Annotated in this window: 27 protein-coding genes and 1 tRNA gene; 13 read left to right on the top strand and 15 right to left on the bottom strand. The window is 63.7% G+C overall.

The window, feature by feature from the left end:
- The first annotated feature begins 45 nt into the window (after positions 1-45).
- From gshA to AC1MGT_RS11550, 3 genes are read left to right on the top strand one after another with little or no spacing between them, the layout of a single operon-like run.
- Positions 46-1,641, top strand: coding sequence for a glutamate--cysteine ligase (gene gshA / locus AC1MGT_RS11560; protein ID WP_499500277.1), 1,596 nt, complete (start codon positions 46-48; stop codon positions 1,639-1,641).
- A gap of 51 nt (positions 1,642-1,692) precedes the next feature.
- Positions 1,693-2,739, top strand: coding sequence for a histone deacetylase family protein (locus tag AC1MGT_RS11555; RefSeq protein ID WP_499500276.1), 1,047 nt, complete (start codon positions 1,693-1,695; stop codon positions 2,737-2,739).
- A gap of 40 nt (positions 2,740-2,779) precedes the next feature.
- Entirely contained in the window at positions 2,780-3,247 is a 468-nt protein-coding gene (locus AC1MGT_RS11550; protein WP_183554787.1) for a GNAT family N-acetyltransferase, read from the top strand.
- A 13-nt stretch (positions 3,248-3,260) separates the two neighbouring features.
- Here the strand turns inward: AC1MGT_RS11550 and AC1MGT_RS11545 are convergent, their stop codons facing one another.
- The 3 genes from AC1MGT_RS11545 to AC1MGT_RS11535 form a co-directional block, all read right to left on the bottom strand.
- Positions 3,261-3,464, bottom strand: a complete 204-nt coding sequence (locus AC1MGT_RS11545) for a hypothetical protein (protein WP_499500275.1) — start codon at positions 3,462-3,464, stop codon at positions 3,261-3,263.
- A 204-nt stretch (positions 3,465-3,668) separates the two neighbouring features.
- Entirely contained in the window at positions 3,669-4,100 is a 432-nt protein-coding gene (locus AC1MGT_RS11540; protein WP_332531799.1) for an FKBP-type peptidyl-prolyl cis-trans isomerase, read from the bottom strand.
- 137 nt (positions 4,101-4,237) lie between these two features.
- On the bottom strand, positions 4,238-6,115 hold the full coding sequence (locus tag AC1MGT_RS11535; protein WP_499500274.1) for a potassium transporter Kup: 1,878 nt from the start codon (positions 6,113-6,115) through the stop codon (positions 4,238-4,240).
- A 167-nt stretch (positions 6,116-6,282) separates the two neighbouring features.
- Here AC1MGT_RS11535 and rarD point away from each other — a divergent pair, with 167 nt between their 5' ends.
- Positions 6,283-7,164, top strand: coding sequence for an EamA family transporter RarD (gene rarD, locus AC1MGT_RS11530; RefSeq protein ID WP_499500273.1), 882 nt, complete (start codon positions 6,283-6,285; stop codon positions 7,162-7,164).
- An 83-nt stretch (positions 7,165-7,247) separates the two neighbouring features.
- The gene (gene ettA, locus AC1MGT_RS11525) at positions 7,248-8,915 is read left to right on the top strand and encodes an energy-dependent translational throttle protein EttA (RefSeq protein WP_183554795.1); all 1,668 of its coding nucleotides are present in this window, start codon (positions 7,248-7,250) and stop codon (positions 8,913-8,915) included.
- Positions 8,916-9,046: 131 nt separating this feature from the next.
- Here ettA and AC1MGT_RS11520 read toward each other — a convergent pair whose 3' ends face one another.
- From AC1MGT_RS11520 to AC1MGT_RS11485, 8 genes are all read right to left on the bottom strand, one after another.
- On the bottom strand, positions 9,047-9,619 hold the full coding sequence (locus tag AC1MGT_RS11520) for a porin family protein (RefSeq protein WP_499500272.1): 573 nt from the start codon (positions 9,617-9,619) through the stop codon (positions 9,047-9,049).
- Positions 9,620-9,797: 178 nt separating this feature from the next.
- Positions 9,798-10,394, bottom strand: coding sequence for an alpha-ketoglutarate-dependent dioxygenase AlkB family protein (locus AC1MGT_RS11515; RefSeq protein ID WP_499500271.1), 597 nt, complete (start codon positions 10,392-10,394; stop codon positions 9,798-9,800).
- Between the two features lie 53 nt (positions 10,395-10,447).
- Complete coding sequence (locus tag AC1MGT_RS11510) at positions 10,448-10,810, bottom strand: hypothetical protein (RefSeq protein ID WP_499504282.1); 363 nt, start codon at positions 10,808-10,810, stop codon at positions 10,448-10,450.
- A 122-nt stretch (positions 10,811-10,932) separates the two neighbouring features.
- Positions 10,933-11,310 (bottom strand): MAPEG family protein, encoded by a 378-nt coding sequence (locus tag AC1MGT_RS11505; RefSeq protein WP_499500270.1) that lies wholly within the window; start codon positions 11,308-11,310, stop codon positions 10,933-10,935.
- A 41-nt stretch (positions 11,311-11,351) separates the two neighbouring features.
- Complete coding sequence (locus AC1MGT_RS11500; RefSeq protein WP_499500269.1) at positions 11,352-12,194, bottom strand: Rossmann-like and DUF2520 domain-containing protein; 843 nt, start codon at positions 12,192-12,194, stop codon at positions 11,352-11,354.
- Between the two features lies 1 nt (position 12,195).
- A complete protein-coding gene (locus tag AC1MGT_RS11495) occupies positions 12,196-12,774 on the bottom strand; it encodes a DUF924 family protein (protein ID WP_499500268.1) in 579 nt (192 codons plus the stop codon).
- A 50-nt stretch (positions 12,775-12,824) separates the two neighbouring features.
- The gene (locus AC1MGT_RS11490) at positions 12,825-13,091 is read right to left on the bottom strand and encodes a hypothetical protein (protein WP_183554813.1); all 267 of its coding nucleotides are present in this window, start codon (positions 13,089-13,091) and stop codon (positions 12,825-12,827) included.
- Position 13,092: 1 nt separating this feature from the next.
- Positions 13,093-14,946 carry an aminopeptidase P family protein gene (locus AC1MGT_RS11485; protein ID WP_499500267.1) on the bottom strand — a complete coding sequence of 618 codons (1,854 nt, stop codon included), beginning with the start codon at positions 14,944-14,946 and terminating at the stop codon, positions 13,093-13,095.
- 144 nt (positions 14,947-15,090) lie between these two features.
- Between AC1MGT_RS11485 and AC1MGT_RS11480 the strand changes: the two genes are divergently transcribed.
- A complete protein-coding gene (locus AC1MGT_RS11480; protein WP_258836942.1) occupies positions 15,091-15,687 on the top strand; it encodes a hypoxanthine-guanine phosphoribosyltransferase in 597 nt (198 codons plus the stop codon).
- A 6-nt stretch (positions 15,688-15,693) separates the two neighbouring features.
- On the opposite strand, the gene AC1MGT_RS11475 is transcribed toward AC1MGT_RS11480, so the two are convergent.
- Together AC1MGT_RS11475 and AC1MGT_RS11470 are read right to left on the bottom strand one after the other, a co-directional pair.
- Positions 15,694-16,647: an NAD(P)H-dependent flavin oxidoreductase gene (locus tag AC1MGT_RS11475; protein ID WP_332533745.1), complete on the bottom strand. Its 954-nt coding sequence runs from the start codon at positions 16,645-16,647 to the stop codon at positions 15,694-15,696.
- Between the two features lie 88 nt (positions 16,648-16,735).
- Positions 16,736-16,930 carry a DUF1289 domain-containing protein gene (locus AC1MGT_RS11470; RefSeq protein ID WP_499500266.1) on the bottom strand — a complete coding sequence of 65 codons (195 nt, stop codon included), beginning with the start codon at positions 16,928-16,930 and terminating at the stop codon, positions 16,736-16,738.
- A 110-nt stretch (positions 16,931-17,040) separates the two neighbouring features.
- Here AC1MGT_RS11470 and AC1MGT_RS11465 point away from each other — a divergent pair, with 110 nt between their 5' ends.
- Both AC1MGT_RS11465 and AC1MGT_RS11460 read left to right on the top strand, forming a co-directional pair.
- Positions 17,041-17,520: a hypothetical protein gene (locus AC1MGT_RS11465; protein WP_499500265.1), complete on the top strand. Its 480-nt coding sequence runs from the start codon at positions 17,041-17,043 to the stop codon at positions 17,518-17,520.
- 144 nt (positions 17,521-17,664) lie between these two features.
- Positions 17,665-18,750 (top strand): extracellular catalytic domain type 1 short-chain-length polyhydroxyalkanoate depolymerase, encoded by a 1,086-nt coding sequence (locus tag AC1MGT_RS11460; protein WP_499500264.1) that lies wholly within the window; start codon positions 17,665-17,667, stop codon positions 18,748-18,750.
- Positions 18,751-18,754: 4 nt separating this feature from the next.
- Here the strand turns inward: AC1MGT_RS11460 and AC1MGT_RS11455 are convergent, their stop codons facing one another.
- A complete protein-coding gene (locus AC1MGT_RS11455) occupies positions 18,755-18,946 on the bottom strand; it encodes a cysteine-rich CWC family protein (RefSeq protein ID WP_499500263.1) in 192 nt (63 codons plus the stop codon).
- A 170-nt stretch (positions 18,947-19,116) separates the two neighbouring features.
- Here AC1MGT_RS11455 and argB point away from each other — a divergent pair, with 170 nt between their 5' ends.
- From argB to AC1MGT_RS11430, 5 genes are all read left to right on the top strand, one after another.
- A complete protein-coding gene (argB, locus tag AC1MGT_RS11450) occupies positions 19,117-20,046 on the top strand; it encodes an acetylglutamate kinase (RefSeq protein WP_183554827.1) in 930 nt (309 codons plus the stop codon).
- A 42-nt stretch (positions 20,047-20,088) separates the two neighbouring features.
- Positions 20,089-20,163, top strand: a tRNA-Thr gene (locus AC1MGT_RS11445).
- A 39-nt stretch (positions 20,164-20,202) separates the two neighbouring features.
- Complete coding sequence (locus AC1MGT_RS11440) at positions 20,203-20,931, top strand: pyrimidine 5'-nucleotidase (protein ID WP_499504241.1); 729 nt, start codon at positions 20,203-20,205, stop codon at positions 20,929-20,931.
- Positions 20,932-20,956: 25 nt separating this feature from the next.
- Complete coding sequence (gene slmA / locus AC1MGT_RS11435) at positions 20,957-21,535, top strand: nucleoid occlusion factor SlmA (RefSeq protein WP_499504240.1); 579 nt, start codon at positions 20,957-20,959, stop codon at positions 21,533-21,535.
- A 9-nt stretch (positions 21,536-21,544) separates the two neighbouring features.
- Positions 21,545-23,383 carry a chorismate-binding protein gene (locus tag AC1MGT_RS11430; protein WP_499504239.1) on the top strand — a complete coding sequence of 613 codons (1,839 nt, stop codon included), beginning with the start codon at positions 21,545-21,547 and terminating at the stop codon, positions 23,381-23,383.
- Here the strand turns inward: AC1MGT_RS11430 and AC1MGT_RS11425 are convergent.
- Entirely contained in the window at positions 23,371-23,982 is a 612-nt protein-coding gene (locus tag AC1MGT_RS11425) for an OmpW/AlkL family protein (protein ID WP_499504238.1), read from the bottom strand. The genes AC1MGT_RS11430 and AC1MGT_RS11425 overlap by 13 nt on opposite strands.
- Positions 23,983-24,004: the final 22 nt, after the last annotated feature.

The following is a 24,004-nucleotide window of genomic DNA, read 5'->3' as shown; positions in this document are numbered from 1 at the left end:
AATCTCTGCACCAGCCGAAACAGGCAGTATAAGAAAGGAAACACCGTGTCGAACCAATTCAACCGCCGTCTGGCCCTGCTGGGCGACGACGAACACCGCGCCTTGCTGGGCCAGGGCCTGCGCGGCATCGAGCGCGAAACGCTGCGCGTGGATGCTGCCGGCCAGCTCGCGCGCACCCCGCATCCCCCTGCCCTCGGTTCGGCACTGACGCACCCCAGCATCACCACCGACTACGCCGAAGCGCTGATGGAGTTCATCACCCCGGTCGAGCACGATATCTCGCTGGCGCTGCACCGCCTCGATGCGATCCACCGCCATGCGTACACCAAGCTGGGCGACGAAATGCTGTGGGGCATGTCGATGCCGGGCGAACTACCGCCCGAAGAAGACATCGAGATCGCCTACTACGGCACCTCGAATATCGGCCAACTGAAGCACGTGTACCGGCGCGGCCTGGCGCTGCGCTATGGCAAGGCGATGCAGTGCATCGCGGGCATTCACTACAATTACTCGCTGCCGGAAAAGCTGTGGCAGGTGTTTGCCCAGGACGAAGGCATCGTCGAAGAACGCCGTCACGCGCTGCGCGATTTCCAGTCCGAGAGCTATATCGCGATGGTGCGCAACTTCCGCCGCTATTCGTGGCTGCTGATGTACCTGTTCGGCGCCACGCCGGCCTTGACCACGAGCTTCCTGCGCGGCCGTCCGCACGCACTCGAGACGCTGTCCGATGACACGCTGTACCTGCCGTACGCAACCAGCCTGCGCATGAGCGACCTCGGTTACCAGAACGATGCGCAGTCGGGCCTGCGCCCGCACGAGAACAGCCTGGAAAGCTACGTTACCAGCCTGATGGACGCGGTCAATCGTCCGTATCCGCCGTACCAGGAACTGGGCACCAAGAAGAATGGCGAGTGGATCCAGCTGTCGACCAACGTGCTGCAGATCGAGAACGAGTACTACTCGACGATTCGACCGAAGCGCGTGATCCGCACCGGCGAGCGTCCGGTGCAGGCCCTGTGCAACCGCGGCGTGCAGTACATCGAGGTGCGCTGCATGGACGTCGATCCATACGAGCCTGTCGGCATCTCGCTCGAAACGGGCCGCTTCCTGGACGCGTTCCTGCTGTTCTGCGCCCTCGAAGAAAGCCCGCTCATCAGCGACCATGACAGCGCCATGCATGCCCGCAATTTTGCGCGCACGGTCAAGGAAGGCCGCCGGCCGGGCCTCACGCTCACGCGCGACGGACTGGAAGTGCCGCTTGCGACCTGGGCGCTCGAGTTGATCGAGCGCATCCGGCCCGTGGCGGCATTGCTGGACGACGGGCACAACGAGGGCGACGTGCACACCGCCTCGCTGGGCCGTCAGAAAGCCAAGATTGAAGATCCGGCGCAGACGCCATCGGCACGCGTGCTGGAAGAAATCCGCGCACTCGGCTCGGCCGCGGCATTCGGCCTGCAGCAAAGCACGCTGCACGCGGCGTCGTTCCGCGACAGCCCGCTGATGCCGGCCGAAGAAATGCTGTTCGACGAAATGGCTGCCGTCTCGATCGCCGACCAGATGATCATCGAGCAAACCGATACCGGCAACTTCGACGCCTTCGTCGCGGCGTACAACAGCAGTACACTGTGCGGCAATAACTGAGGCTGCAGCTCCGCCTCACCTGCCTCACCTGCACCAACGCACGAGGACCACTTGCTCACGTTTTATAACGAACACCATGCCCAGCATGACGGCCGCGCCGCAATCGGGCGCGCCGAGCTGGCGCCGTGTTCCGAAAAACCCGAGCGCGTGGCGATGGTGTTGAAAGAGTGCGAGCGACGCGGCCTGGGCGCCATCGTCACGCCGCATGGTGTGCCCCTGATGACGCTCGAGCGCGTGCACAGTCCGCGCTACCTGCACTTCCTGCGCACGGCCTGGAGCGAGTGGCTCGCGCTCGATCTGGCCAATGCCGGCAAGGATGCCTTTCCCGCCGTATGGCCCGTGCGCACGCTGCGCAGCGACATCGAACCCGAGAACTTCGGTGCCCGCCTGGGCCTGTACTCGATGGATTGCGGCACGCCGCTCACCGGCGGCACCTGGATCGCGGCCAAGACGGGCGCCGACTGCGCCGTCAATGCCGCCCACGCATTGCAGCGCGGCGAGCGCGGCACCTTTGCGCTGACGCGCCCGCCCGGCCACCACGCCGGCAGCGATTTCTTCGGCGGTTCGTGCTTTCTGAATAACGCGGCGCTGGCGGCCCAGCACCTGCTGGACGACGGGCGCGAACGCGTCGCCATCCTCGACCTCGATTACCACCACGGCAACGGCACCCAGAGCATCTTCTATGGCCGCAGCGACGTGCTGTTCATCTCGATCCACGCCGATCCGCGCGTCGCGTACCCGTTCTACCTGGGCCACGCTGACGAAACCGGCAGCGGCGCAGGGGTCGGCTACACGATGAACCTGCCGCTCGCACCGGGCAGCAGCAGCGCCACCTGGTTCGCCGCGCTCGAAACCGCGTGCGTGAAAATCGCGATGACGCGCCCGCAGGCGCTCGTGGTCTCGCTGGGCGTTGACACCTTCGCCCATGGCAACGACCCGCGCTTCCATCTGCAGGGTGGCGACTTCCTGCGCATCGGCGAGCGCATTGCGCATCTGGATTTACCGACCGTGTTCATTTTCGAAGGCGGCGCCATCAGCCCGGAGCTGGGCATCCATACCGTCAACGTGCTCGAAGGCTTCGAGACCGCCGCTGAATAGCGCGCTCCCGCCCCATTTTTTCATTCACCTGTATCTGCCCATGACCTCCCCCAGCACCATTGACTGGCACTTCTCCCGCTTCGCCGACCTGACCCCGTTCGACCTGTATGACGTGCTGGCCGCGCGCCAGAACGTCTTTATTCTGGAGCAGACGTGCCTGTACCCGGACATCGATGGTTACGACCTCGAGGCGCACCACCTGCTGGGCTGGCGCGACGTCGACGGCAAGCGCCAGCTGGCCGCCTACCTGCGCGTGCTGGCGCCGGGCGCGAAGTACGACGAGATGTCGCTTGGCCGCGTCGTCACCACGCCGGCTGCACGCGGCAGCGGCGCCGGCCGCGCGCTGCTCGACCAGGGCATCGCCCATGCCGAAGCGCTGCACCCGGGCCACCGCATCCGCATCGGCGCCCAGCAATACCTGGAGCGCTTCTACGCGAGCTTCGGCTTCCAGACGGTGTCGGCGCCGTACGACGAAGACGGGATCATGCACATCGACATGCTGCGCTAGGCGCTGGCACATATCAGGATGCCGCCATCCGGCCGGCGCCAAGCAGGATGACCGCGCCGGCCAGCAGCAGCCAGGCCGGCGGTTCATGCTCCGCAACCGGGTTGGCAGTGGCAACGGCACACATGGGATCGACCGCGCCAGGCGTCGGCGCCGCAGCGCCTGATGGAGCGAGGATAAAAAACAATACCGCACCGAAGATCGGCAGGAAGTGGGGCATGGCGGGCTCGCAGCAATAAAGTCCCGAGCATCGCCGATGGGTCAACGCCGACACGTGCGCCGGATCAGCCGTGCGCACCGCCTCTGGCCTGGACGCCACATACACGACGACTGCGGCTTCGCCAGTCAACAAACCACCAACGTTGCGGCGAAAAAAAAGCCAGAGCACGCGGCTCTGGCCATGGCGGCGAGCACCCGTACCGGCTTACTCGACCTTGTTCAGCGTCACTTCAAACACCAGGCCCGCATTCGACGGAATCGGTCCGCGGCCAGCCGCGCCGTAGGCCAGTGCCGCCGGGATCAGGAGCGTGCGCTTGCCGCCGACCTTCATGCCCGTTACGCCCTGATCGAAGCCGGTAATGGTATCGCGGCTGCCCACGGTGAACGCAAATTCGCTGGCTTCCTGGCGCGTGCCCTTGAAGTCGCTCGCGGTCGCGCTGTACAACCACAGCGTATAGGCAACGGTGGCGCGCTTGCCGGCGACGGCTTCGGCGCCGGTGCCAACGACGTTGTCGGTCTTGGTCAGGGCAGCAGGGCTGCTCACTGCCGGCTGGGCGGGCGAATCATCGCTGCCACCGCCGCAGGCGCTCAGGGCGAGCATGGCGGCAAAGGCGGCGATCAGGGGGAGCTTCATCATGGGACATCCTTGACTGAAAAATTACACGAAGTAGGTACGAGGAACCGGGTATTACGAAACCCCGTACCTTATCGAATCAGCCACATGAAACTGTCCCGACTTTGTCTAAAAATTGTAGTTAAGCAAATTTGCGCGCATCAAATTTCGATTTGCGTGCCCAGCTCGATCACGCGGTTGGTCCGGATCTGATAGTAGTCGGCCGCGCTGCGGGCGTTGCGCGACATCGCCACGTACAGGTGCTCGCGCCATGGCGCCATGCCGCCGCCCGGCGCCGAGATCACGGTCTGGCGCGCGATGAAGAACGACGTTTCCATCATTTCGAATTCCAGGCCCAGTGCGGCGCTGCGCTGCAGGATGTCCGGAATATCGGCCTCGTCCTTGAAGCCGTAATGGATATTGAGCTGGTAGCAGTTGTGGCCCAGGTCATTGATGACGATCTGTTCCTCTGCCGGCACCCACGGCTCTTCGCGCATGTGCACGGTGAGGAACACGACGCGCTCGTGCAGCACCTTGTTGTGCGACAGATTGTGCAGCATCGCGTGCGGTACGCCATCGCTCTCGCCGCGCAGGAAGATGGCGGTGCCGGGCACGCGCGTCGGCGGCGCCACGAACAGCGACTCCATGAATGCTTCCAGCGGAATCGCGTGCTTCTGCAGGTTCTCGAACACCAGCTCGCGGCCCCGTTTCCAGGTCAGCATCAGGGTCAGCAACACGGCGCCCATCAGCAGCGGGAACCAGCCGCCGTGGAACAGTTTGGTCGTGGTGGCGGCGAACAGCATGATGTCGATCGTCAGGAAGAAGCCGGTCGCCATCAAGCACATCCACAGCGGCAAGTGCCAGCGGTAGCGCGTGACGAAGAACGTCAGGATCGTCGTGGCCATCATGGTGGCGGTTACTGCAATGCCGTAGGCGCCGGCCAGTTCGTCCGACGAACCGAAGCCGATCACGGCGATCAGCACGACCACCAGTTGCAACCAGTTGACGGCCGGGATATAGATCTGGCCGATCTCGCTTTCCGACGTGTGCATGATGCGCATGCGCGGCAGCAGGCCCAGCGCAATGGCTTGCTTGGTCATCGAATAGGTGCCCGAGATCGTTGCCTGCGAGGCGATCACGGCGGCCATCGTCGACAGGATCACCAGCGGAATCACGCTCCACGCGCCAAGCTGGTAATAGAACGGGTTTTCCACTGCGGCCGGCTGCATGATCAACAGGCCGCCCTGGCCCAGGTAGTTCAGGGTCAGCGCCGGATATGCGATCAGAAACCAGGCCCAGCGGATCGGCTTGGCGCCGAAGTGGCCCATGTCGGCGTACAGCGCCTCGGCGCCAGTGATGGCCAGCACCACCGCGCCCAGCGCGATAAATGCCAGCATTTTATTTTCCAGCATGAAGCTGAGTGCATGCCACGGATTGAGCGCATTCAGGATCACCGGTGCTTCGATGATATTGACGATGCCCATTGCGGCCAGCACCAGGAACCAGACCGCCATCACAGGACCGAAGAAGCGGCCGATGCCGGCCGTGCCATGGCGCTGCACGCTGTACAGCGCCACCAGCACCACCACCGCCAGCGGCACGACGTATTGCGACATGCCGGGCGCGGCAACCTCGATCCCTTCGATGGCGCCCAGCACCGAGATCGCCGGCGTGATCACACTGTCGCCATAGAACATCGTGGCGCCAATCACGCCGATGGCCAGCAGCGGGAAGCTCCATTTGGAGGTACGCGGTATTGAACTGGTGGCCAGCGCCATCAGGGCCATGATGCCGCCCTCGCCGCGATTGTGCGCGCGCAGCACCAGGATCACGTACTTGAGCGAGACAATCAGCGTCAGGGCCCAGAAAATCAGCGAGATGATGCCGAGGATGTTCGGCGTGTTGAGCGGCAGGCCGTGGTCTTCGTCGAACACCGCGCGCAGCGTATACAAGGGGCTCGTGCCAATGTCGCCGTAGACGATCCCGACCGCTGCCAGGGTAAGGGCCGCCAGGCTGCTTTTCTTGTTATCTGAGGTCAAGAGTCACCATCGCTGTTGTAGTGGTGCGGCGCACCATAAAATGAAGTGGTTGGAATTGCAAGAAGATTCGGTTGTGCATCATACACCTGTGGAAAACGGGCGGCGCGTCAGCAGCCCGCAACGTATTCAGTGATAATGTCCGCCCTGCAACCTCGCCCCTCCTCCCCATGCGTTCCGGCATCATTTACGCGGCCCTGGCCTTCTTCTGCTGGGGCCTGTTCCCCATCTATTTCCACGCCCTGGGCGAGGTGCCGCCGCTGCAGATCCTGGCGCACCGCATGCTGTGGTCACTTGCTTTTCTCCTGATCCTGCTGTTGCTGCGGCGCGACTGGAAGTGGCTGCAGGTCGTGCGCCAGCCGCGCGTGTTCTTTAGTTTCGTGCTGTCCGCCTTGCTGCTCAGCGCCAATTGGCTCGTGTATATCTGGTCGGTGATGAACCACCATGTGATCGAGGCCAGCCTCGGCTATTTCATCAATCCCCTGGTCAATATCGTGCTGGGCTATCTGATCCTGAAAGAACGCATGCGCCCGCTGCAGTGGGCTGCCATCGGCGTGGCCGCGCTGGGCGTGGCCTGGCTGACCTGGCAGGCTGGCACGGTGCCGTGGATCGCGCTGTTCCTGGCGCTGTCGTTCGGCGGCTATGGCTTGCTGCGCAAGACGGCTGCGCTCGGTCCGCTCGAGGGGTTGTCGTTCGAAACCATCGTGCTGTTTCCGCTGGCAGCCGGCTACGTAATCTGGCTGACGGTGCACGGCCAGAACGTGTTCATCAATACGGCGTCGGACACCACGCGCTGGCTGTTGATCATGGCCGGCCCGCTCACCGCGATCCCGCTGCTGCTGTTTGCCACCGGCGCGCGCAAGATCCCGCTGTCGATCCTGGGCCTGTTGCAATACCTGTCGCCGACGCTGCAATTCCTGCTCGGCGTGTGGTTGTTCAAAGAAGCGTTCTCGGCCGATCGCCTCGTCGGCTTCGTGCTGATCTGGAGCGCGCTGGCGCTGTTCGCCGGGGAAGGATTGCTGCGCCGGCAGCCTGCTGCCGCCAAGGCCTGAGGGGGCAGATTTGCCAAGAAATCCTGTGTTGGCTGCGGGTTCTGTCGTATCCTGTGCACCTCGAACAACACCAGAGTACAAGCATGGCCAATTACGTCTATACCATGAACCGCGTGGGCAAAATCGTCCCACCGAAACGCCAGATTCTGAAGGACATTTCCCTGTCGTTCTTCCCGGGCGCCAAAATCGGCGTGCTGGGCCTGAACGGCTCGGGCAAATCGACCCTGCTGAAAATCATGGCCGGCATCGACACCGACATCCAGGGCGAAGCCCGCCCGATGCCGGGCCTGAACATCGGCTATCTGCCGCAGGAACCGCAGCTCGACCCCGAAAAAACCGTGCGCCAAGAGGTGGAATCGGGCCTGGGCGAAGCGTTCGAAGCGCAAGCCAAGCTGGAAGCCGTCTACGCGGCCTACGCCGAAGAGGACGCCGATTTCGACGCGCTGGCCAAGGAGCAGGAACGCCTGGAAGCCATCATCTCGTCGTCCGATGGCGGCAACCTGAACCTGCAGCTGGAAATGGCCGCCGATGCGCTGCGCCTGCCGCCGTGGGATGCCAAGATCGCTGTGCTGTCGGGCGGTGAAAAGCGCCGCGTGGCGCTGTGCAAGCTGCTGCTCTCCAAGCCCGACATGCTGCTGCTCGACGAACCGACCAACCACCTGGATGCGGAATCGGTCGAGTGGCTCGAGCAATTCCTGCTGCGCTTCCCGGGCACCGTGGTCGGCATCACCCACGATCGCTACTTCCTCGACAATGCCGCCGAATGGATTCTGGAACTGGACCGCGGCAGCGGCATTCCATGGAAGGGCAATTACTCGTCGTGGCTGGACCAGAAGCAGGCGCGCCTGAAGCAGGAAGAATCGACCGAATCGGCCCGTCAGAAAGCCCTGGCAAAAGAACTCGAATGGTCGCGCCAGAATCCAAAGGCACGCCAGGCCAAGTCGAAAGCCCGCCTCGCGCGCTTCAACGAACTGTCCGAGTACGAATACCAGCAGCGCAACGAGACGCAGGAGATCTTCATTCCCGTGGCCGAGCGCCTGGGCAATGAAGTCATCGAATTCAAGAACGTCTCGAAAGCCTTTGGCGACCGCCTCTTGATCGACAACCTGTCGTTCACCGTGCCGCCAGGCGCGATCGTCGGCATCATCGGCCCGAACGGCGCCGGTAAGTCGACGCTGTTCAAGATGATCACCGGCAAAGAGCAGCCGGACAGCGGCGAGGTCAAGATCGGCCAGACCGCGCGCGTGTCGATCGTCGACCAGCACCGCGACGAACTGGCCAATGCCAAGAGCGTGTTCGAGGACGTCTCGGGCGGCGCCGACATGCTCAGCGTCGGCCGCTTCGAAATGCCGTCGCGTGCGTACCTGGGCCGCTTCAACTTCAAGGGCTCGGACCAGCAAAAGATCGTCGGCAACCTGTCTGGTGGTGAGCGTGGTCGCCTGCATCTGGCCAAGACGCTGCTGCAAGGCGGTAACGTCTTGCTGCTCGATGAACCGTCAAACGATCTGGACGTCGAAACCCTGCGCGCACTGGAAGACGCCCTGCTCGAGTTCGCTGGCAGCGTGATGGTCATTTCCCACGATCGCTGGTTCCTGGATCGTATCGCGACCCACATCCTGGCCTTCGAGGGCGATTCCCAAGTGACCTTCTTTGACGGTAACTATCAGGAATACGAAGCCGACAAGAAGAAGCGTCTGGGTGAAGAAGGCGCCAAGCCGAAGCGGATTCGCTACAAGCCGCTCACGACCTGATCGCAGCGCTGACGATACAAACGCAAAAAGCCCGCCAATCGGCGGGCTTTTTTATTGGGGGTACAAGTTGCGCTACCGGCACCCATGAAAAAAGGCCCCGGAGGGCCTTTTTTTTCCAAACGACGTTCTGCTTAGAACGAGTATTTCGCGCCGATGGTCAGTGCGTTTGGACGCACGCCGAAGTCACGGGTGCCGCCGAAACGCTCGTATTCAGCGATCACAGCCACGTCCTGGTTGATGTTGTACTGAACACCCAGGGCGCCGTAGGCGTTGTTGTCGCTGTCGCGACGGCTCAGCGACGAATTGATCGCCGACAGTTCGTTCACGTCATGCGACACGCCCAGCTTGGCGTAACCGACCAGCTTTTCGGTCAGCGGCGAGCTGAACTTTGCTGCGACGTAGGTCGAACGGCCATCGACCTGGCCACTGGCGTTGATTGCGCCCAGGCTGTAGTAGATGTCAGCGCTGCGGTAATCGGTGTGACCGACTTCCACTGCCCAGTTCGGGGTGAACTCGTAGCCACCGAACAGCTTGGCCGACGCCTTGATAGTGTCGATGTCAGCGCGGGTTGCGCCTGGAACACGCGACTCATAGTCGGTAGCGACTGCACCGGCGCCGACGTAGGCGCGCGGGGTGAATTCTTGGGCCTGGACAGCCGACACAGCGGCGGTGGTGGCGAGCAGGGCAACAATCAGCTTTTTCATCTCTAAATTCCTCTTTTTGTTCATCTAGTTCGTGATTCACAATGAATCGCGATAGGATCAAGATAACACTGTCGAAAGATCAAGTCCGTCGCGATTCCGTAAGAACTGTAAGAAAGTGTAACTAAATGACCCATCAGTAAGTAATTTTTGCCATCCTTTAAGCGATATTACTTAGAACTTAGACGATGTTCCGGAAAGTTAGATTAATTCTGGCTTGTAACGATTTTGTCATCTTATTGATCCCATGCAACCAATGTTGTTGCGTGTCGCCTGCCATCAGCAGCAGGCTGCCATCGGTCAATGGTATCCGAACCGTCTGTTTGTTGTGTTTGTGTTTAAGGATAAACGTGCGTTCCGCGCCAAAACTGAGTGATGCGATCGCAGGTCGCGGCCCCAATTCCGGCTCATCGTCGCTATGCATGCCCATGCTGTCGCGCTCGTTGCGGTAATAGTTCAGCAGGACGCTGTTGAAGGTATGCCCGGTCGCGGCTTCGACCGCGTCGCGCAGGACCGTGAGCAATGGTGTACACGGCGTTGCCTGCAAACGCAGGCCGGAATAGGCATAGGCTTTGTCGCCATACCAGGCACTGAGCCGGGGTTGCAGGTGCTGCTTGCCATACACGACGACGGTTTCTTCGCGCCAGTCGGTTTCGGCCAACAGGCGTGCGAAGACTTCGGCATTTGGCCAAGGCAGCGGCAATTGGGCCATCCAGCCCAGTTCACCATCTTCGAGCGGCAGCGGGAGCAGGCCCGCTTGCGGTGCAAATAAATCCATCAACAATCACGCCAGGCATGGTGAAGACCACCATGGCGTCATTCTCGCATGGCTTATGCGTAAGCTTCCGCCAGGCTCATGACGCGTGGCTCGATCTTGATGCCGACATTACCGAACAAAGCGTCAAGCGCCGTCAGATTGGCGCTGCACTCGTCCGTTTTCCAGCCCTTGAACAGGTCGGTGCCATCTTTCTGGAAATGCAGCTCCAGCACCTTGCCCTTGTCGCGGTGGATATAGTTTTGCTGATGAACGCTCTGAAAACCCAACTCGGCCAGGCCGGCAAGCACGGTGTGTGGCGGATTGTCCGGATCGGTGGCCAGGAACACGCCGAAGGTCTTGCCCGGGGGCTTGGCTGCGACATCCACTTCGTAAATCCCAGGCGCCTTGGTGGCGTTCGTACTTTTCAAAAACAGCATCACGGTGCTCCTGGCGCGCTAGTGACCCACGAGATAGTTCGCAGATCGCTTTTCAGTTAATCAGTCTGCCAGCATATTTCCATACGGGAACTTTGTCGACCGAAGTTTTCGCTTTATCCGGTTTACCGCATGACTAGGCCGAAAACTGTGGCGCCAATTAACACGGCGCTGGCGAGCATGCTCACGATGAAGCCGATTTCGCGCTTGGCCGGATCGCGGTAGTAGCCCAGCGCATACAGAATCCGGCCCACGCACCACAACAAGCCCCCGGCAGCCGCCCATACGTCACCCAGGAACATGGCGCACAGCCACAGGGGCACGAGCACCAGTGGCAGCATTTCCAGCGTATTCATCTGGACGCGATGAGCGCGCAAGAAGCCTTCGGGACCGTCCATTGATGGGGCCGGCACCTTGAACTGGATGCGGGCGCGTGCAGCATTGCCCCAGGTCCAGAAATAGACACCAAGAACGGCCAGCGTGGCCCAGGCGGTGAAGAACATCGTGTTCCCTTGTGATTGGCGTGAAAGAAGGTCGTCGTGGCTCAGTTGCCACCGTGCTTGCGCCGCGCCAGGTCGGTCGTGGGCGGCACCAGCGCGCCATACAGGCGGCCTGTCGCGGCATCCCAGTCCAGCAATGCCTGCTCTTGCCGCGCGACAGTGGCCAGGTCGCCCCGCGCGATGGGGCCGCTGAGCGCTGCGGCCGGACCAAGGCGAAACACATTGGCCAGCGTCTCGGTGGCCAGCGGTTGCGCCAGTTCGCGCGCCACCGCTTCGGGAATCCCGGCGGCCTGATAGGCGCGCAGCGCTGCGTCGAGCACCGTGGTCAGGTAGTTCGACGCGAACACGGCGGCCGCGTGATAAACCGTCTTGGCCGCGCCATCGATCGGCACGAGGCGCGCGCCGATGGTCTCGAATGCGGGGCCAAGCAGCGCCAGCGCCGCCGCATCACCCTCGACGCCGCAGAAGGTGCCGGCGAATTCACGCGCCACCTGCTGCGGATCGGCGAAGCTGCGGATCGGATGCACGCTGGCCACCAGCGCGCCGCCTGCACCCACCGCCTGCAGCGCAGCCGATGCTTTCGCGCCGCTGCAGTGAAACATCACGGCGCCAGTCAGGTCGTGCGTCTGCGCCAGTTGCGCGGCGACCGGCTCGATCTGATCGTCGCTCACCGCCAGCAGCCAGGCGTGCGCCGGGCGCAGCTGCGCGCCATCGGCGCAGGCATGGCCGGCGCCCATGAACGCCACCGCCGCCTGCGCGCTTGCGGGCGAACGGGTCAGCACATCCTGCAGCGTGAACGCGCCGCTGGTGGCGAACAGGCGCCCCAGCACGCGACCGACGTGGCCTGCGCCGACCAGGTTGAGCGTCGGGGTCAGCGTCGATAGCACGTCAGAAGCCGGCGCCAGGCTGGCTCAGGTAGTCGAGTTCTTCGGGTGTCGAGGCGCGGCCAAGGATCGGATTTCGGTGCGGGAAGCGGCCGAAGCGCGCGATCACACCGCGGTGGCGGTGCGCATAGTCGAGCGCTTCGTCGAAGCCCTCGTGGTCGGCGGCCAGCGCGGTGAACTGGTCGACCGCGAGCTGCTGCATGCCGGCGTCCTCGGCATGCTCGAACGGCATGTAGACGAACTGGCGCTCGATGGGTGCAAGCGCCATGTGCTCACCGGCGTCGACCATCTGGCGCGCCGCGCTCAATGCCAGCACATCGCCGGCGAACGATTCCGGCGCGCCGCGATGGACGTTGCGCGTGAACTGGTCGAGCACCAGGATGCGCGCCAGCACGCCGCGCGCGCCCTGCTCGTCCCACTCGCGCAGGCCGCCCGCAATCGCGTGCGTGATCGTCGTGCCGAAGCGTTCGCGGATGACGGCGTCGAACGCGGGGTCCTTGCGGTACCACTCGGCGCGCGCCTTGCCATGGTCAGGATGGGAAGCTGGCAGGAACCAGAAATCGAGAACTTCTTGTGCGTCCATGGATGAATTCCGTTGATATTGTGAGGGCGAAGCAGGCCGGTAAGCCGCGCTCAGGCGGGCGGCTTCTTGCGCACCAGCTGCTTTTCGAACGCGATGTCGTTCTTGCTCATGCGCGGCTGCTCTTGCGGCCCCAGGCCCTTGACGAAGGTGACGAAATCGTCGAGCTCCATCGGTGCGCACAGCGGCGGGCTGCCGGGCGCTTCGGACAGGTAGAAGTGGCCATCGCCAGTGCGCGCCATCGAGTACAGCGGATTACCGGTGCGCTGCTTGAGACGGTCGACCGCGCTGCTGGCGCGTGTGGAACGGGAACTTGCCATGTCAGATTGCCTCCGTGCGCAGCATGAGCCACTCGAACGCGGCGCCGTCGACGTGGGGCGTCAGGCGCGCACGCACGGTGGCGTGGTAGTCGTTGAGCCAGACAATTTCGTCAGGGCGCAGCAGCGAACGATCGAGACAGCGGGTGTCGATCGGGCACAAGGTGAGCGTCTCGAAGGCCAGGTATTCGCCGAATTCGGTCTTGTTCGCGGCCACGTTGAGCACCAGGTTTTCGATGCGGATGCCCCAGCGGCCCGGGCGATAGATGCCCGGCTCGATCGACGTGATCATGCCCGGCTCCATCGCGGTGTGCGGGTCCGGCGGGACGGCCGGCGAAATCGTTTGCGGGCCTTCGTGCACGTTCAGGAAGTAGCCGACGCCGTGGCCGGTGCCGTGGCCGTAGTCGATGCCGGCGGCCCAGATCGGGGCGCGTGCGATCGCGTCGAGCAGCGGTGCGCGGGTGCCGCGCGGGAAGTGGGCGCTCGACAGCGCGATCAGGCCTTTCAGCACCAGCGTGTAGTCGCGCCGCTGGTCGGCGCTTGGCGTGCCGACCGGGATCACGCGCGTGATATCGGTGGTGCCGCCCAGGTACTGGCCGCCCGAGTCGATCAGCAGCAGGCCGTCGCCTTCGATCGTGGCGCAGGTGGCCGCTTCAGCGCGGTAATGCATGATCGCGCCATTGCTGTTGAAGCCCGCGATGGTCGAGAAACTCGCGCTGACGAAGTTCGGGCGGCGCGCGCGCGCGGCGGTGATGCGCGTGTCGATATCGACTTCGTTGATTGCACTGCGATTTGCGTCCGCCAGCAGCGGCTCGAGCGCGGCAAAGAATTCGCACAGCGCGGCGCCATCCTGCTCCATCGTGGCGCGCACGTTGACGGCCTCGCTATCGAGCTTGCGCGACTTGGCGAATGTGGTCGGGTTGATCGCCTCGACCACGTTCACGCCGCTGGCCACGCTCGCGCGCATGCCGGCCGTAACGCGGCGCGGATCGAGCAGCAGCGTTGCGCCTTCGGGCAGCGCTTCGAGCGCATGCACGGCGTTTTCGTACGGCGCCAGGTGCACGTCGTCCGCTTCCAGGCGCGCACGCACGTCAGGCGGCACCTTGCCTTCGCCAACGAACAGCGTGGCATCGCCACGGCCGATCAGCGCATGGGCCAGGAACACGGGATTGAAGCTGACGTCGGCGCCGCGCAGGTTGAACAGGTAAGCGATGTCGTCGAGCGTCGAGACGAAGTGAAAACCGGCGCCATGCGCTTCCATCGCGGCGCGCGTGGCCTGCAGCTTGTCGGCGCGGGTGACGGTGGCAAACGGCGGCAGGTGCTCGAATACGGCGTCGGCCGGCAGCGCCGGGCGCTCACTCCAGACATCGTCCAGCAGGTCGAGATCGGTGCGCAGCACGACGCCTTTGGCCTGCAGCGCGTCGGCCAGCAGACGTGCACCGGCCAGGCCCAGCACGCGCGCATCGACGGCGGCGGTCTGGCCGGCGGCCAGGTTGGCGGCGAGCCAGTCGACGTGCAGTTGGCTGGCCGCGCCCGGGATCTTCATCAGCGCGATATCGGTGCCGGCGAGTTCCGTTTCGGCCTGCGTGAAGTAGCGGCCATCGGTCCAGACACCAGCAAATTTCGCGGTGGCGATGAAGGTGCCGACCGAGCCGGTGAAGCCGGACAGCCATTCGCGGCCCTTCCAGTGGCCGGGCAGGTATTCCGACAGGTGCGGGTCGCTCGACGGCACGATGACGGCGTCGATGCCGTGGCGCGCCATGGCTGCGCGCAGCTGCGCGAGCCGGTCGGCGCGGACCGTCTGGGAATCGAGGGAAGCGTCAGGAGAAGAGCGGGCTTGTTCGGTGGCGTCGGACATGGGCGGAGGCGTCGATTTGTTTTCCAAGCTGCGTATGATACGCCCCATTTGGCGTCGCCGACATATGCGGGGCACCCCAACCGGAACACCCTCCAGCCCGGGGATCACGCATAATGGCGCGGCATCCACCAGACATAGAGACCCATGCTCGATTTTCATCATGAGCGCGCCCGCGCGCTGTTGGCGAACGCCACGCAGATCGTCACGCCGACTGAAGTCCAGGCCGCTGTCACCAGCGTCGCCGACCAGCTCAATGCGCGCTTTGCCGCGCCGGGCGCCACCGAGTTCCCGCTCGTGCTGGGCGTGATGGGTGGCGCGGTCGTGTTCACCGGCACCCTGCTGCCGCAACTGGCCTTCCCCCTCGACTTCGACTACATCCATGTCAGCCGCTACGGCGACGATGACCGTGGCGGTGAACTGGTGTGGAAAGTGATCCCGCGCCAGAACGTCGCGGGCCGCACGATCCTGCTGGTCGACGACATCCTCGACGAAGGCGAGACGCTGGCCCACGTCAAGCAGCGCCTGCTGGACATGGGCGCGGCCGAAGTGATGGTCGTGGTGTTTGCCGACAAGGACCTGGGCCGCGCCAAGCCGATCACGGCCGATCTGATCGGCTTGAGCCTGCCGAACAAGTTCGTCGTCGGCTTCGGGATGGATGTGTATGGCTACTGGCGTAATCTGCCGGGCCTGTGGACGATCCGGCCCGAGGATTTGAAGCAGCCCGAGGCGCCGGCAGCCTGAACGTTTTTAAAGCGCGAGACGCGCGCGCGCCGCCATGTATTCGGCGCTCAGGCGCGCGACCATGTCGGCCACCGTCGGCACGTCGTCCATCAAGCCGACGCCCTGCCCTGCGCCCCAGATATCGCGCCAGGCCTTGGCGCTGCCCGACCCAAAGCTCATCTTGCTCTTGTCCGATTCGGGCAGGTTGTCCGGGTCCAGCCCGGCCGCGACGATCGATTTTTTCAGGTAGTTGCCGTGCACGCCCGTAAACAGGTTCGTGTAGACGACGTCGGCCGCCGTCGATTCGACGATCGCATCGCGGTAGTCGTCGCTGACGTTCGATTCTTTCGTCGCCAGCCAGCGCGAACCGATGTAGGCAAAGTCGGCGCCCATCGCTTGAGCAGCCAGGATCGCGTCGCCGGTAGCAATCGAGCCGGACAGCGCGATCGGTCCCTTGAACATCTTGCGGATTTCGCCCACCAGCGCGAATGGCGACAAGGCGCCTGCATGGCCGCCAGCGCCAGCGGCCACCAGGATCAGGCCATCGACGCCCGCTTCCAGCGCTTTTTCGGCGTGGCGGATCGAGACGATATCGTGCAGCACGATGCCGCCATACGAATGCACGGCGTCCATCATCTCGCGCGGCGGCGCGCGCAGCGACGAAATGATGATCGGTATCTGGTGCTTGACGCAGACTTCGACGTCATGCGCCAGGCGGTCGTTCGACTGGTGGACGATCTGGTTGACGGCGATCGGGCCGACCTTCTTGCCCGGATTGGCCGCTGCGTAGTCGGCCAGTTCGCGCTGCAGGTCGGTCAGCCAGACGTCGAGCATCTCGGCCGGCCGGGCATTCAATGCCGGGAACGAGCCCACGATGCCGGCCTTGCACTGGGCTGCCACCAGCGCGGGTCCGCTGGCAATGAACATCGGCGAAGCGATGACGGGAAGGGACAGGTCTTGCAGCGCAGCGGGCATCGTCATGGAAGCTCTCGGTGGTGGATGAAGGATGGGCCTGATTATAGCCCTGAAAAAAGTACGACCGTGCTAGATTCCTGCCTCTAAACGACCGTTACTGCCAGTCGATCTCGCCCTCGCGGCGCCGGATCTCGGCCCAGATCGCGCGCTTGGCGTCGTCCGTGGCCGTGCCCCAGGCGACGATTTCATCGATGGTGCGCAGACAACCCTGGCACAGGCCCGTCTCGGGGACCATCTGGCAGATATTGATACAGGGCGACGGTACGGGGATTTGCAGTTCGGGAGCCATCGTTCGCAGTGGTGAAAATAAAGTGGCATTATCGCGCGACTGGCAGTCCAGCGCCGCGTGTTGCCTGTCTTTTACTATACTGGGGCAACGCCACTTTGCACGAGGTGCCCATGAAATTGCGATCTGTTTTGCTGGCTGGCCTGTTCGGCGCGTCCACGGCCGCCTCTGGCCAAATGCTCTCTCCCGATGGTTACGGCAAGATCAGGTTTGGCCAGCAGCTGGGCGCCGTCGAGCGCCAGCTGGGCCAGCGCGCCGCGCCCCGCACGGCCGACCCGGCCTGTTCGATGGTGACCTTCAAACGGTATCCCGACGTGCGCTTCATGGTCGAAAACGGTGTGATCACGCGCGCGGACGCCGACCGGATCGTGCGCAACAGCGCCGGTATTACGGCGCGCATGTCGGTGAAGGAGGCACAGCGCCATCGCCCCGCGTTGCTGGTCGGGCCACACAAATACGACGAGAACGGCCAGTACCTGACGCTCGCGCAGGGCACGGACAAGGCGCTGATCTTCGAAGCGAGCAAGGGCAAGCTGCAGCGCATGCGCGCCGGCCTTAAACCGGCTGTGGAGTACGTGGAAACCTGCGGTTGAGCATGCGTTGGCGCTTGATGTGATCACATAGATCAATGTTCCGTATCTAACGCAGCAGCATATATAAGGGCCGTTCAGCAACGCTGGCAAGGTTCGTGTAAGCTCATGGCCTGAAATTGGTGCACTGCACAAAAAAGGAATGCCATGAAACTCAACCGACTCATGCTCGCGCAAATGCGCAGCGCTACCCGAACGCTCTGGCGCTCGGGTCCGGTAACCCCTGGCGCAGCAGTACGGCAAGCGATGAGCAACGTCAACGCGTTGCACCGGGTCGCCCGACAACAGATGCGTGACTTCACGATGACGGTGACGCCTCCGGAATCCGCGCCCGCCGTCACGCCTGCGCCCGCCGCCACGCCTGCTGCCGCGCCCACAGCAACGGCCAGCGCGCCACTGACCGGCACCTTCATCGCCGGCAGTCACACCAACGCCGCCGGCACGCGCGACTACAAGCTCTACGTTCCGGCCAGCTACACGGACGGCCCCGCGCCGCTGGTGGTGATGCTGCACGGCTGCACGCAGGACCCGGACGACTTCGCCGCTGGCACGGGAATGAACGTGCTGGCCGAAGAGGTCGGCTGCCTGGTGCTGTACCCGGCGCAAAGTAAAAGCGCCAACCCGTCACGCTGCTGGAACTGGTTCAACGCCGTCGACCAGCGCCGCGATGAAGGCGAGCCGTCGCTCATCGCCGGCATGACGCAGGCGATCATGGACACCTACAGCGTCGATGCGAGCCAGATGTATGTGGCCGGCCTGTCCGCCGGCGGCGCGATGGCCACCATCATGGGCACGCTGTATCCCGACCTGTATGCCGCCGTCGGCGTGCATTCGGGCTTGCCATTTGCGTCGGCCAACGATTTGTCGTCGGCCCTGGCAGCGATGAAGGGCGACTTCCGGCGCAGCCAGCTCGAGAACCAGCCGTTGCCGGTCATCGTGTTCCATGGCGACCGCGATACGACCGTCCACCCGGCCAATGGCGAAGAAGTGGTGGCGCAAGGCGCACGCCATTTGCCGCAGCCGGGCACGACCGAACCGGGCAATGTGCCGGACGGCCATGCCTACACGCGTACGCTGTACCCTGCCACCGATGGCACCGTGCAGGCCGAGCACTGGCTGGTGCATGGCGCGGGCCATGCGTGGTCGGGCGGGCAGGCAAACGGCAGCTACACCGACGGCAAGGGGCCTGACGCCAGCCGCGAGATGATGCGCTTCTTCCGTACCCAACGCTGAGGCGTCACGGCGGCGTGGCAGATGGGGGCTGGTCCTGCGCGGCAATGTGGGCGCGCAGACAGGCCGGACACCAGCAGCCAGCCGCTTCCTGCGGCACCGCCACCGCCGGCGGCAACGCCGTACACCAGCACGGCGCGCTGTCGCCATCGGCCATGGCGCAGCTGAACGGGGCGCCGCAGCGCGTGCAATGAGTCATGGTCTCAACAGCCTTGACGATGGATGGCGAACGGCGGGAATGGCATGGCAGGAGTAGAGTGGTGGGTACTGCTATAAAATACAACGAAACGCCGCCCACTCCCCACAAGGTTTACGCTGTTTTTATGGCATTTGGCTGTAAAATCTCGCGACAATTATTTCGGACTCTCCATGAACGCTCAAGTGACCAGCCTGACCACCGACGACCAACCTAACGACCTCGCGGGCGTCTCCCCGGCGATCAAGGCGCAGATCCTGGCCGAAGCGCTTCCGTACATCCGTAATTTCCACGGCAAGACCATCGTCATCAAATACGGCGGCAACGCCATGACCGACGAGCGCCTGAAGCACGGCTTCGCACGCGACGTCATCCTGCTCAAGCTGGTGGGCATGAACCCGGTCGTGGTACACGGCGGTGGCCCGCAGATCGACAACGCGCTGAAGAAAATCGGCAAGCAAGGCACGTTCGTGCAGGGCATGCGCATCACCGACGAAGAAACCATGGAAGTGGTGGAGTGGGTGCTGGGCGGCGAAGTGCAGCAAGACATCGTCATGCTGATCAACCACTACGGTGGCCAGGCCGTGGGCCTGACCGGCAAGGATGGCGGCCTGATCCGCGCGCGCCGCATGGCGATGCCTGACAAGGAAAAACCGGGTGAGTTCCTCGACATCGGCTTTGTTGGCGAGATCGACGCCATCAACCCGGCCGTCGTCAAGGCGCTGCAGGACGACGCGTTCATCCCGATCATTTCGCCGATCGGCTTCGGCCAGGACGGCCAGGCCTACAACATCAATGCCGACGTCGTCGCCGGCAAGATTGCTGAAATCCTGAAAGCTGAAAAGCTGATCATGATGACCAACATCGCCGGCGTGCAAGATAAATCGGGCAACCTCGTCACCGACCTGTCGGCGCGCGAGATTGACGAGATGTTCGCCGACGGCACGATCTCGGGCGGCATGCTGCCAAAGATTTCATCGGCCCTCGACGCTGCCAAATCGGGCGTGAACACCGTTCACATCATCGATGGCCGGATCGAACACTCATTGCTGCTCGAAGTCTTGACCGAACAGGCTTTTGGCACTATGATCCGGTCTCATTAAATTTTTTGTGGCGGAAACAATCGCCACAGAAAAACCAGTACCGCCCTTTTAGCTCAGTGGTAGAGCACTCCCTTGGTAAGGGAGAGGCCACGTGTTCAATCCACGTAAAGGGCACCATCGCTTCACCTCCCCTCTGCTGTACCAACGCCTCGCACCGTGGCCACTCCCCTACCCCGCGCACCTGTCTGGTTATTTGACCTCGACAACACCCTGCACGACGCATCGCATGCGATTTTTCCGGCGATCAGCGCCAACATGAACACCTATATCGCGCGCGTGCTCAGCCAGAATGGCGAAACTGCCACGCAAGCGATGATCGATGCCGCGCGCGTCGGGTACTGGAAGCGCTACGGCGCCACCCTGCTCGGCATGATGCGCCATCACCAGGTGTGCCCGACCGACTTCCTCCGCCAGACGCACGATATCGGGCCACTGGCCGAGCTGCTGCGCTTCGAGCGCGGCCTGGGCCGCCTGTTGCGCCGCCTGCCGGGCCGCAAGATCCTGCTGACCAATGCGCCCAACTCGTACTCGACCGAGATCGTGCGCCGCCTGAAGCTGCACAACCATTTCTCGCACCACGTGGCTATCGAGCACATGCACGTGCACCGCCAGTTGCGGCCCAAGCCGTCCAAGCTGATGCTGCGCCGCCTCTTGCGCAAGCATGGCGTGGCCGCGCAGCGCTGCATCCTGGTCGAAGACACGCTGGCCAATCTGCGCACCGCGCGCCAGCTGGGCCTGCGCACTGTCTGGGTCACCCAATACCTGCGTGTGAGCGATCCGATCGGAACTGCCCCCCTGCCGAGGACATTGAAATGCCCCGGTTACGTCAATGTCAAAGTAAAATCCGTGCGGCAACTTCCTGCGCGGCTGTCGAGGCTGCGTTAATCGATCAAACACTCCTAGGGATCCCATGGCAAGCATGAAGCCCGGCCAGCGCAAGCTGCAAATCCTTCAGGCCCTGGCCGCGATGCTCGAGCAGCCCAAGGGCGAGAAAATCACCACCGCCGCCCTGGCCGCGCGCCTGGGCGTCTCTGAAGCGGCGTTGTACCGCCACTTTGCCAGCAAGGCGCAAATGTACGAGGGGTTGATCGAGTTCATCGAAACCTCGGTGTTTGGCGTCATCAACCAGATTACTGAACACGAAGAAGGCGGCCTGGATCAGACGCGCGCGATCGTGCAGATGCTGCTCGGCTTTGCGGCGAACAATCCGGGCATGACGCGCGTGCTGATCGGCGACGCGCTGGTGAACGAAGACGAGCGCCTGCAGCACCGCATGAACGCGTTTTACGACAAGGTCGAGCTGGCGTTCAAGGGTGCCCTGCGCGTGGCCGTCACGCAGGGCCACGGCCAGGAAGCCGATGTCGCCGGCCGCGCGAGCCTGTTGATGAATTACGTCACCGGCCGCTGGCACCGCTTTGCCAAGAGCGGCTTCAAGGTCAGTCCCGTGGAAGGCACGCCGCTGCACCTGTCGTTGCTGCTGGCAGCGTAAAATCCCGGGATGGATACTGGTGAAGTCTTTACACTGCTCGACGATGCGCGCGCCATGCACGAAGCCCGTTCGCGGCTCTACAGCGGCCATGCCGGCACGCTGACCTGTGATGATGCCAGCGGCTGGGCGCCGCTGCTGGCGGCCCTGCAAACCGCGCTGCAGCAGGGTTTGTATGCGGTGCCGCTGCTGACCTACGAACTTGGCGCGCATCTGCAGAACCTGCCGGCGCGCGCCGTGGATGGACCTCTGGCGCAGGTGCTGCTGTTTTCGCGGTGCGACCATCTGACGGGCGAGCAGGTCGCATCGTGGCTCGCCACGCGCAGCGCGGGCCCGGACCAGATTGCCGGCGTGGCCGGCATCAGGGCCAATGTCGACGAGGCGCAGTTTGTCGAAGCCATCACCCGCATCCGCGCGCTCATTGAGGCGGGCGACACCTACCAGGTCAACTACACGTATCGCTTGCGCTTCGACGCCTTCGGCCCGCTCGTCGCCCTGTATGCGCGCCTGCGTGCGCGTCAGCCGGTGCCGTATGGCGCGCTGGTGGCGCTGCCGGATGGCCGCGCGCTGCTGTCGTTCTCGCCCGAGCTGTTCGTACGCCACGAGGCCGGCGTGCTGCAGGCGCGACCGATGAAGGGTACGGCGCGCGCCAGCGGCGACGCCACCATCGATGCCGCGCGTGCGCGCGACCTGGCGCAGGACACCAAGAACCGCGCCGAAAACCTGATGATCGTCGACCTGCTGCGCAATGACCTGGGCCGCGTGGCCGTCACGGGCAGCGTGCAGACGCCCGTGCTCTTTGACGTGCAGCGTTACGGCGCCGTGCTGCAGATGACGTCCACGGTGCAGGCACGCCTGAAGCCCGATGCGGCGCTGGTGGATATCTTTGACGCGCTGTACCCGTGCGGCTCGATCACGGGCGCGCCGAAGCGCCGCGCGATGGAAATCATCCACGATCTCGAGCCCGATGCACGCGGCGTCTACACCGGCGCGATTGGCTGGTTCGATCCGGCGCCACAAGGCCGCCCGTTCGGCGACTTTTGTCTGTCGGTGCCGATCCGTACTTTGGCACTGGCGGCGCCAGAGAATGGCGTACAGCGTGGCGTACGGCGCGGCGAACTGGGTGTGGGCGCCGGCATCGTCCACGACAGCGAAGCGCACGACGAATTCGCGGAGTGCCAGTTGAAAGCAGGCTTCCTGACCGGGCTGGCCAACGATGTCACGATCTTCGAGACGCTGCGCGCCTCACGCGAGCATGGCTGCGGCCACGTCGAACGGCACCTCGAGCGCTTGCACGTATCGTGCCGCTATTTCGGTGTCCCGTTTGACCCCGGCGCCGCGCATGCGGCCCTGGACGCCGCCTGCCTGGCGCTGCCGACCGACAGCACGTACCGCATGCGCCTGGCCATCGATGCGGCCGGTGCACTGACGATCACATCGGGCGTGCTGGCGCCGCTGCAGGAGCCGGTGCTGGTAGTGCTGGCCGACGAACCGACGGCCAGTAGCGACATCTTCCTGCGTCACAAGACGAGCCGGCGCAGCCGCTACGACGCGGCCTGGCAGGCGGCCGAAGCGCGCGGCGCGTTCGATGCGCTGTTCTTCAACGAGCGCGGTGAATTGACGGAAGGTGGGCGCAGCAATGTGTTCGTGCGCATGGGTGACGCGTGGATCACGCCACCGTTGGCCTGTGGCGTGCTGCCGGGCGTCATGCGGAGCGTGCTGCTGGCAGCGCCCGCATGGCACGCGCGCGAAGGCGTGATCACGCGCGCGATGCTCGAAGCGGCCGACGACATCGTCGTCTGCAACGCGCTGCGTGGGCCGCTGCGCGCCGTACTTCTTCAGAAGCGATAACCGACGCCCAGACCGAACAGCATCGGATCGACTTTCAGGTGGCTGATATTGGCGCCGCCGACGATCACGTCGCTGCGGATGTTCACGCGCTTGATGTCGGCGTTGAGCGACCAGTGCTCGTCCAGGCGGAAATCGACGCCAGCCTGCAGCGCCAGCCCGACGCTGTCGTTCTCGAGGTCAGCCGCGCCATTGAGCAGCTTGACGCTCGAGATACGCGTGTAGTTCACGCCCACGCCCACGTACGGATTGAAGGTGGCGCCCGGTGCAAAGTGGTATTGCGCGCTGAGCGTCGGCGGCAGGTGCTTGAAGCTGCCGATCTTCGTGCCGGCCAGCGTGACGTTGTGCTTCTGCGGATAGGTCAGGATCAGTTCCGCAGCGAAGTTTGGCGTGAAGAAGTAGCTGATGTCCAGCTCGGGGATGGTCTTGTTGCTGACCTTGATCGTGTCTGCCGCGCCCACACCGCCAACCGGGCTCGATTTGTTATCTGGCTCCATCTGGATGGCGCGTGCACGCACCAGCCATGGCGATTCCTGTGCCAGCGCCTGCGCGGACGCCACGGCAATCAGGGCCACTACTACGGATTTCAACATCGTTTTCATTGTTCTTACCTTTCGTTGTCAT

Source organism: Telluria sp. BA11 (assembly GCF_056680305.1).
This window is presented reverse-complemented; position numbering and strand designations above follow the sequence as displayed.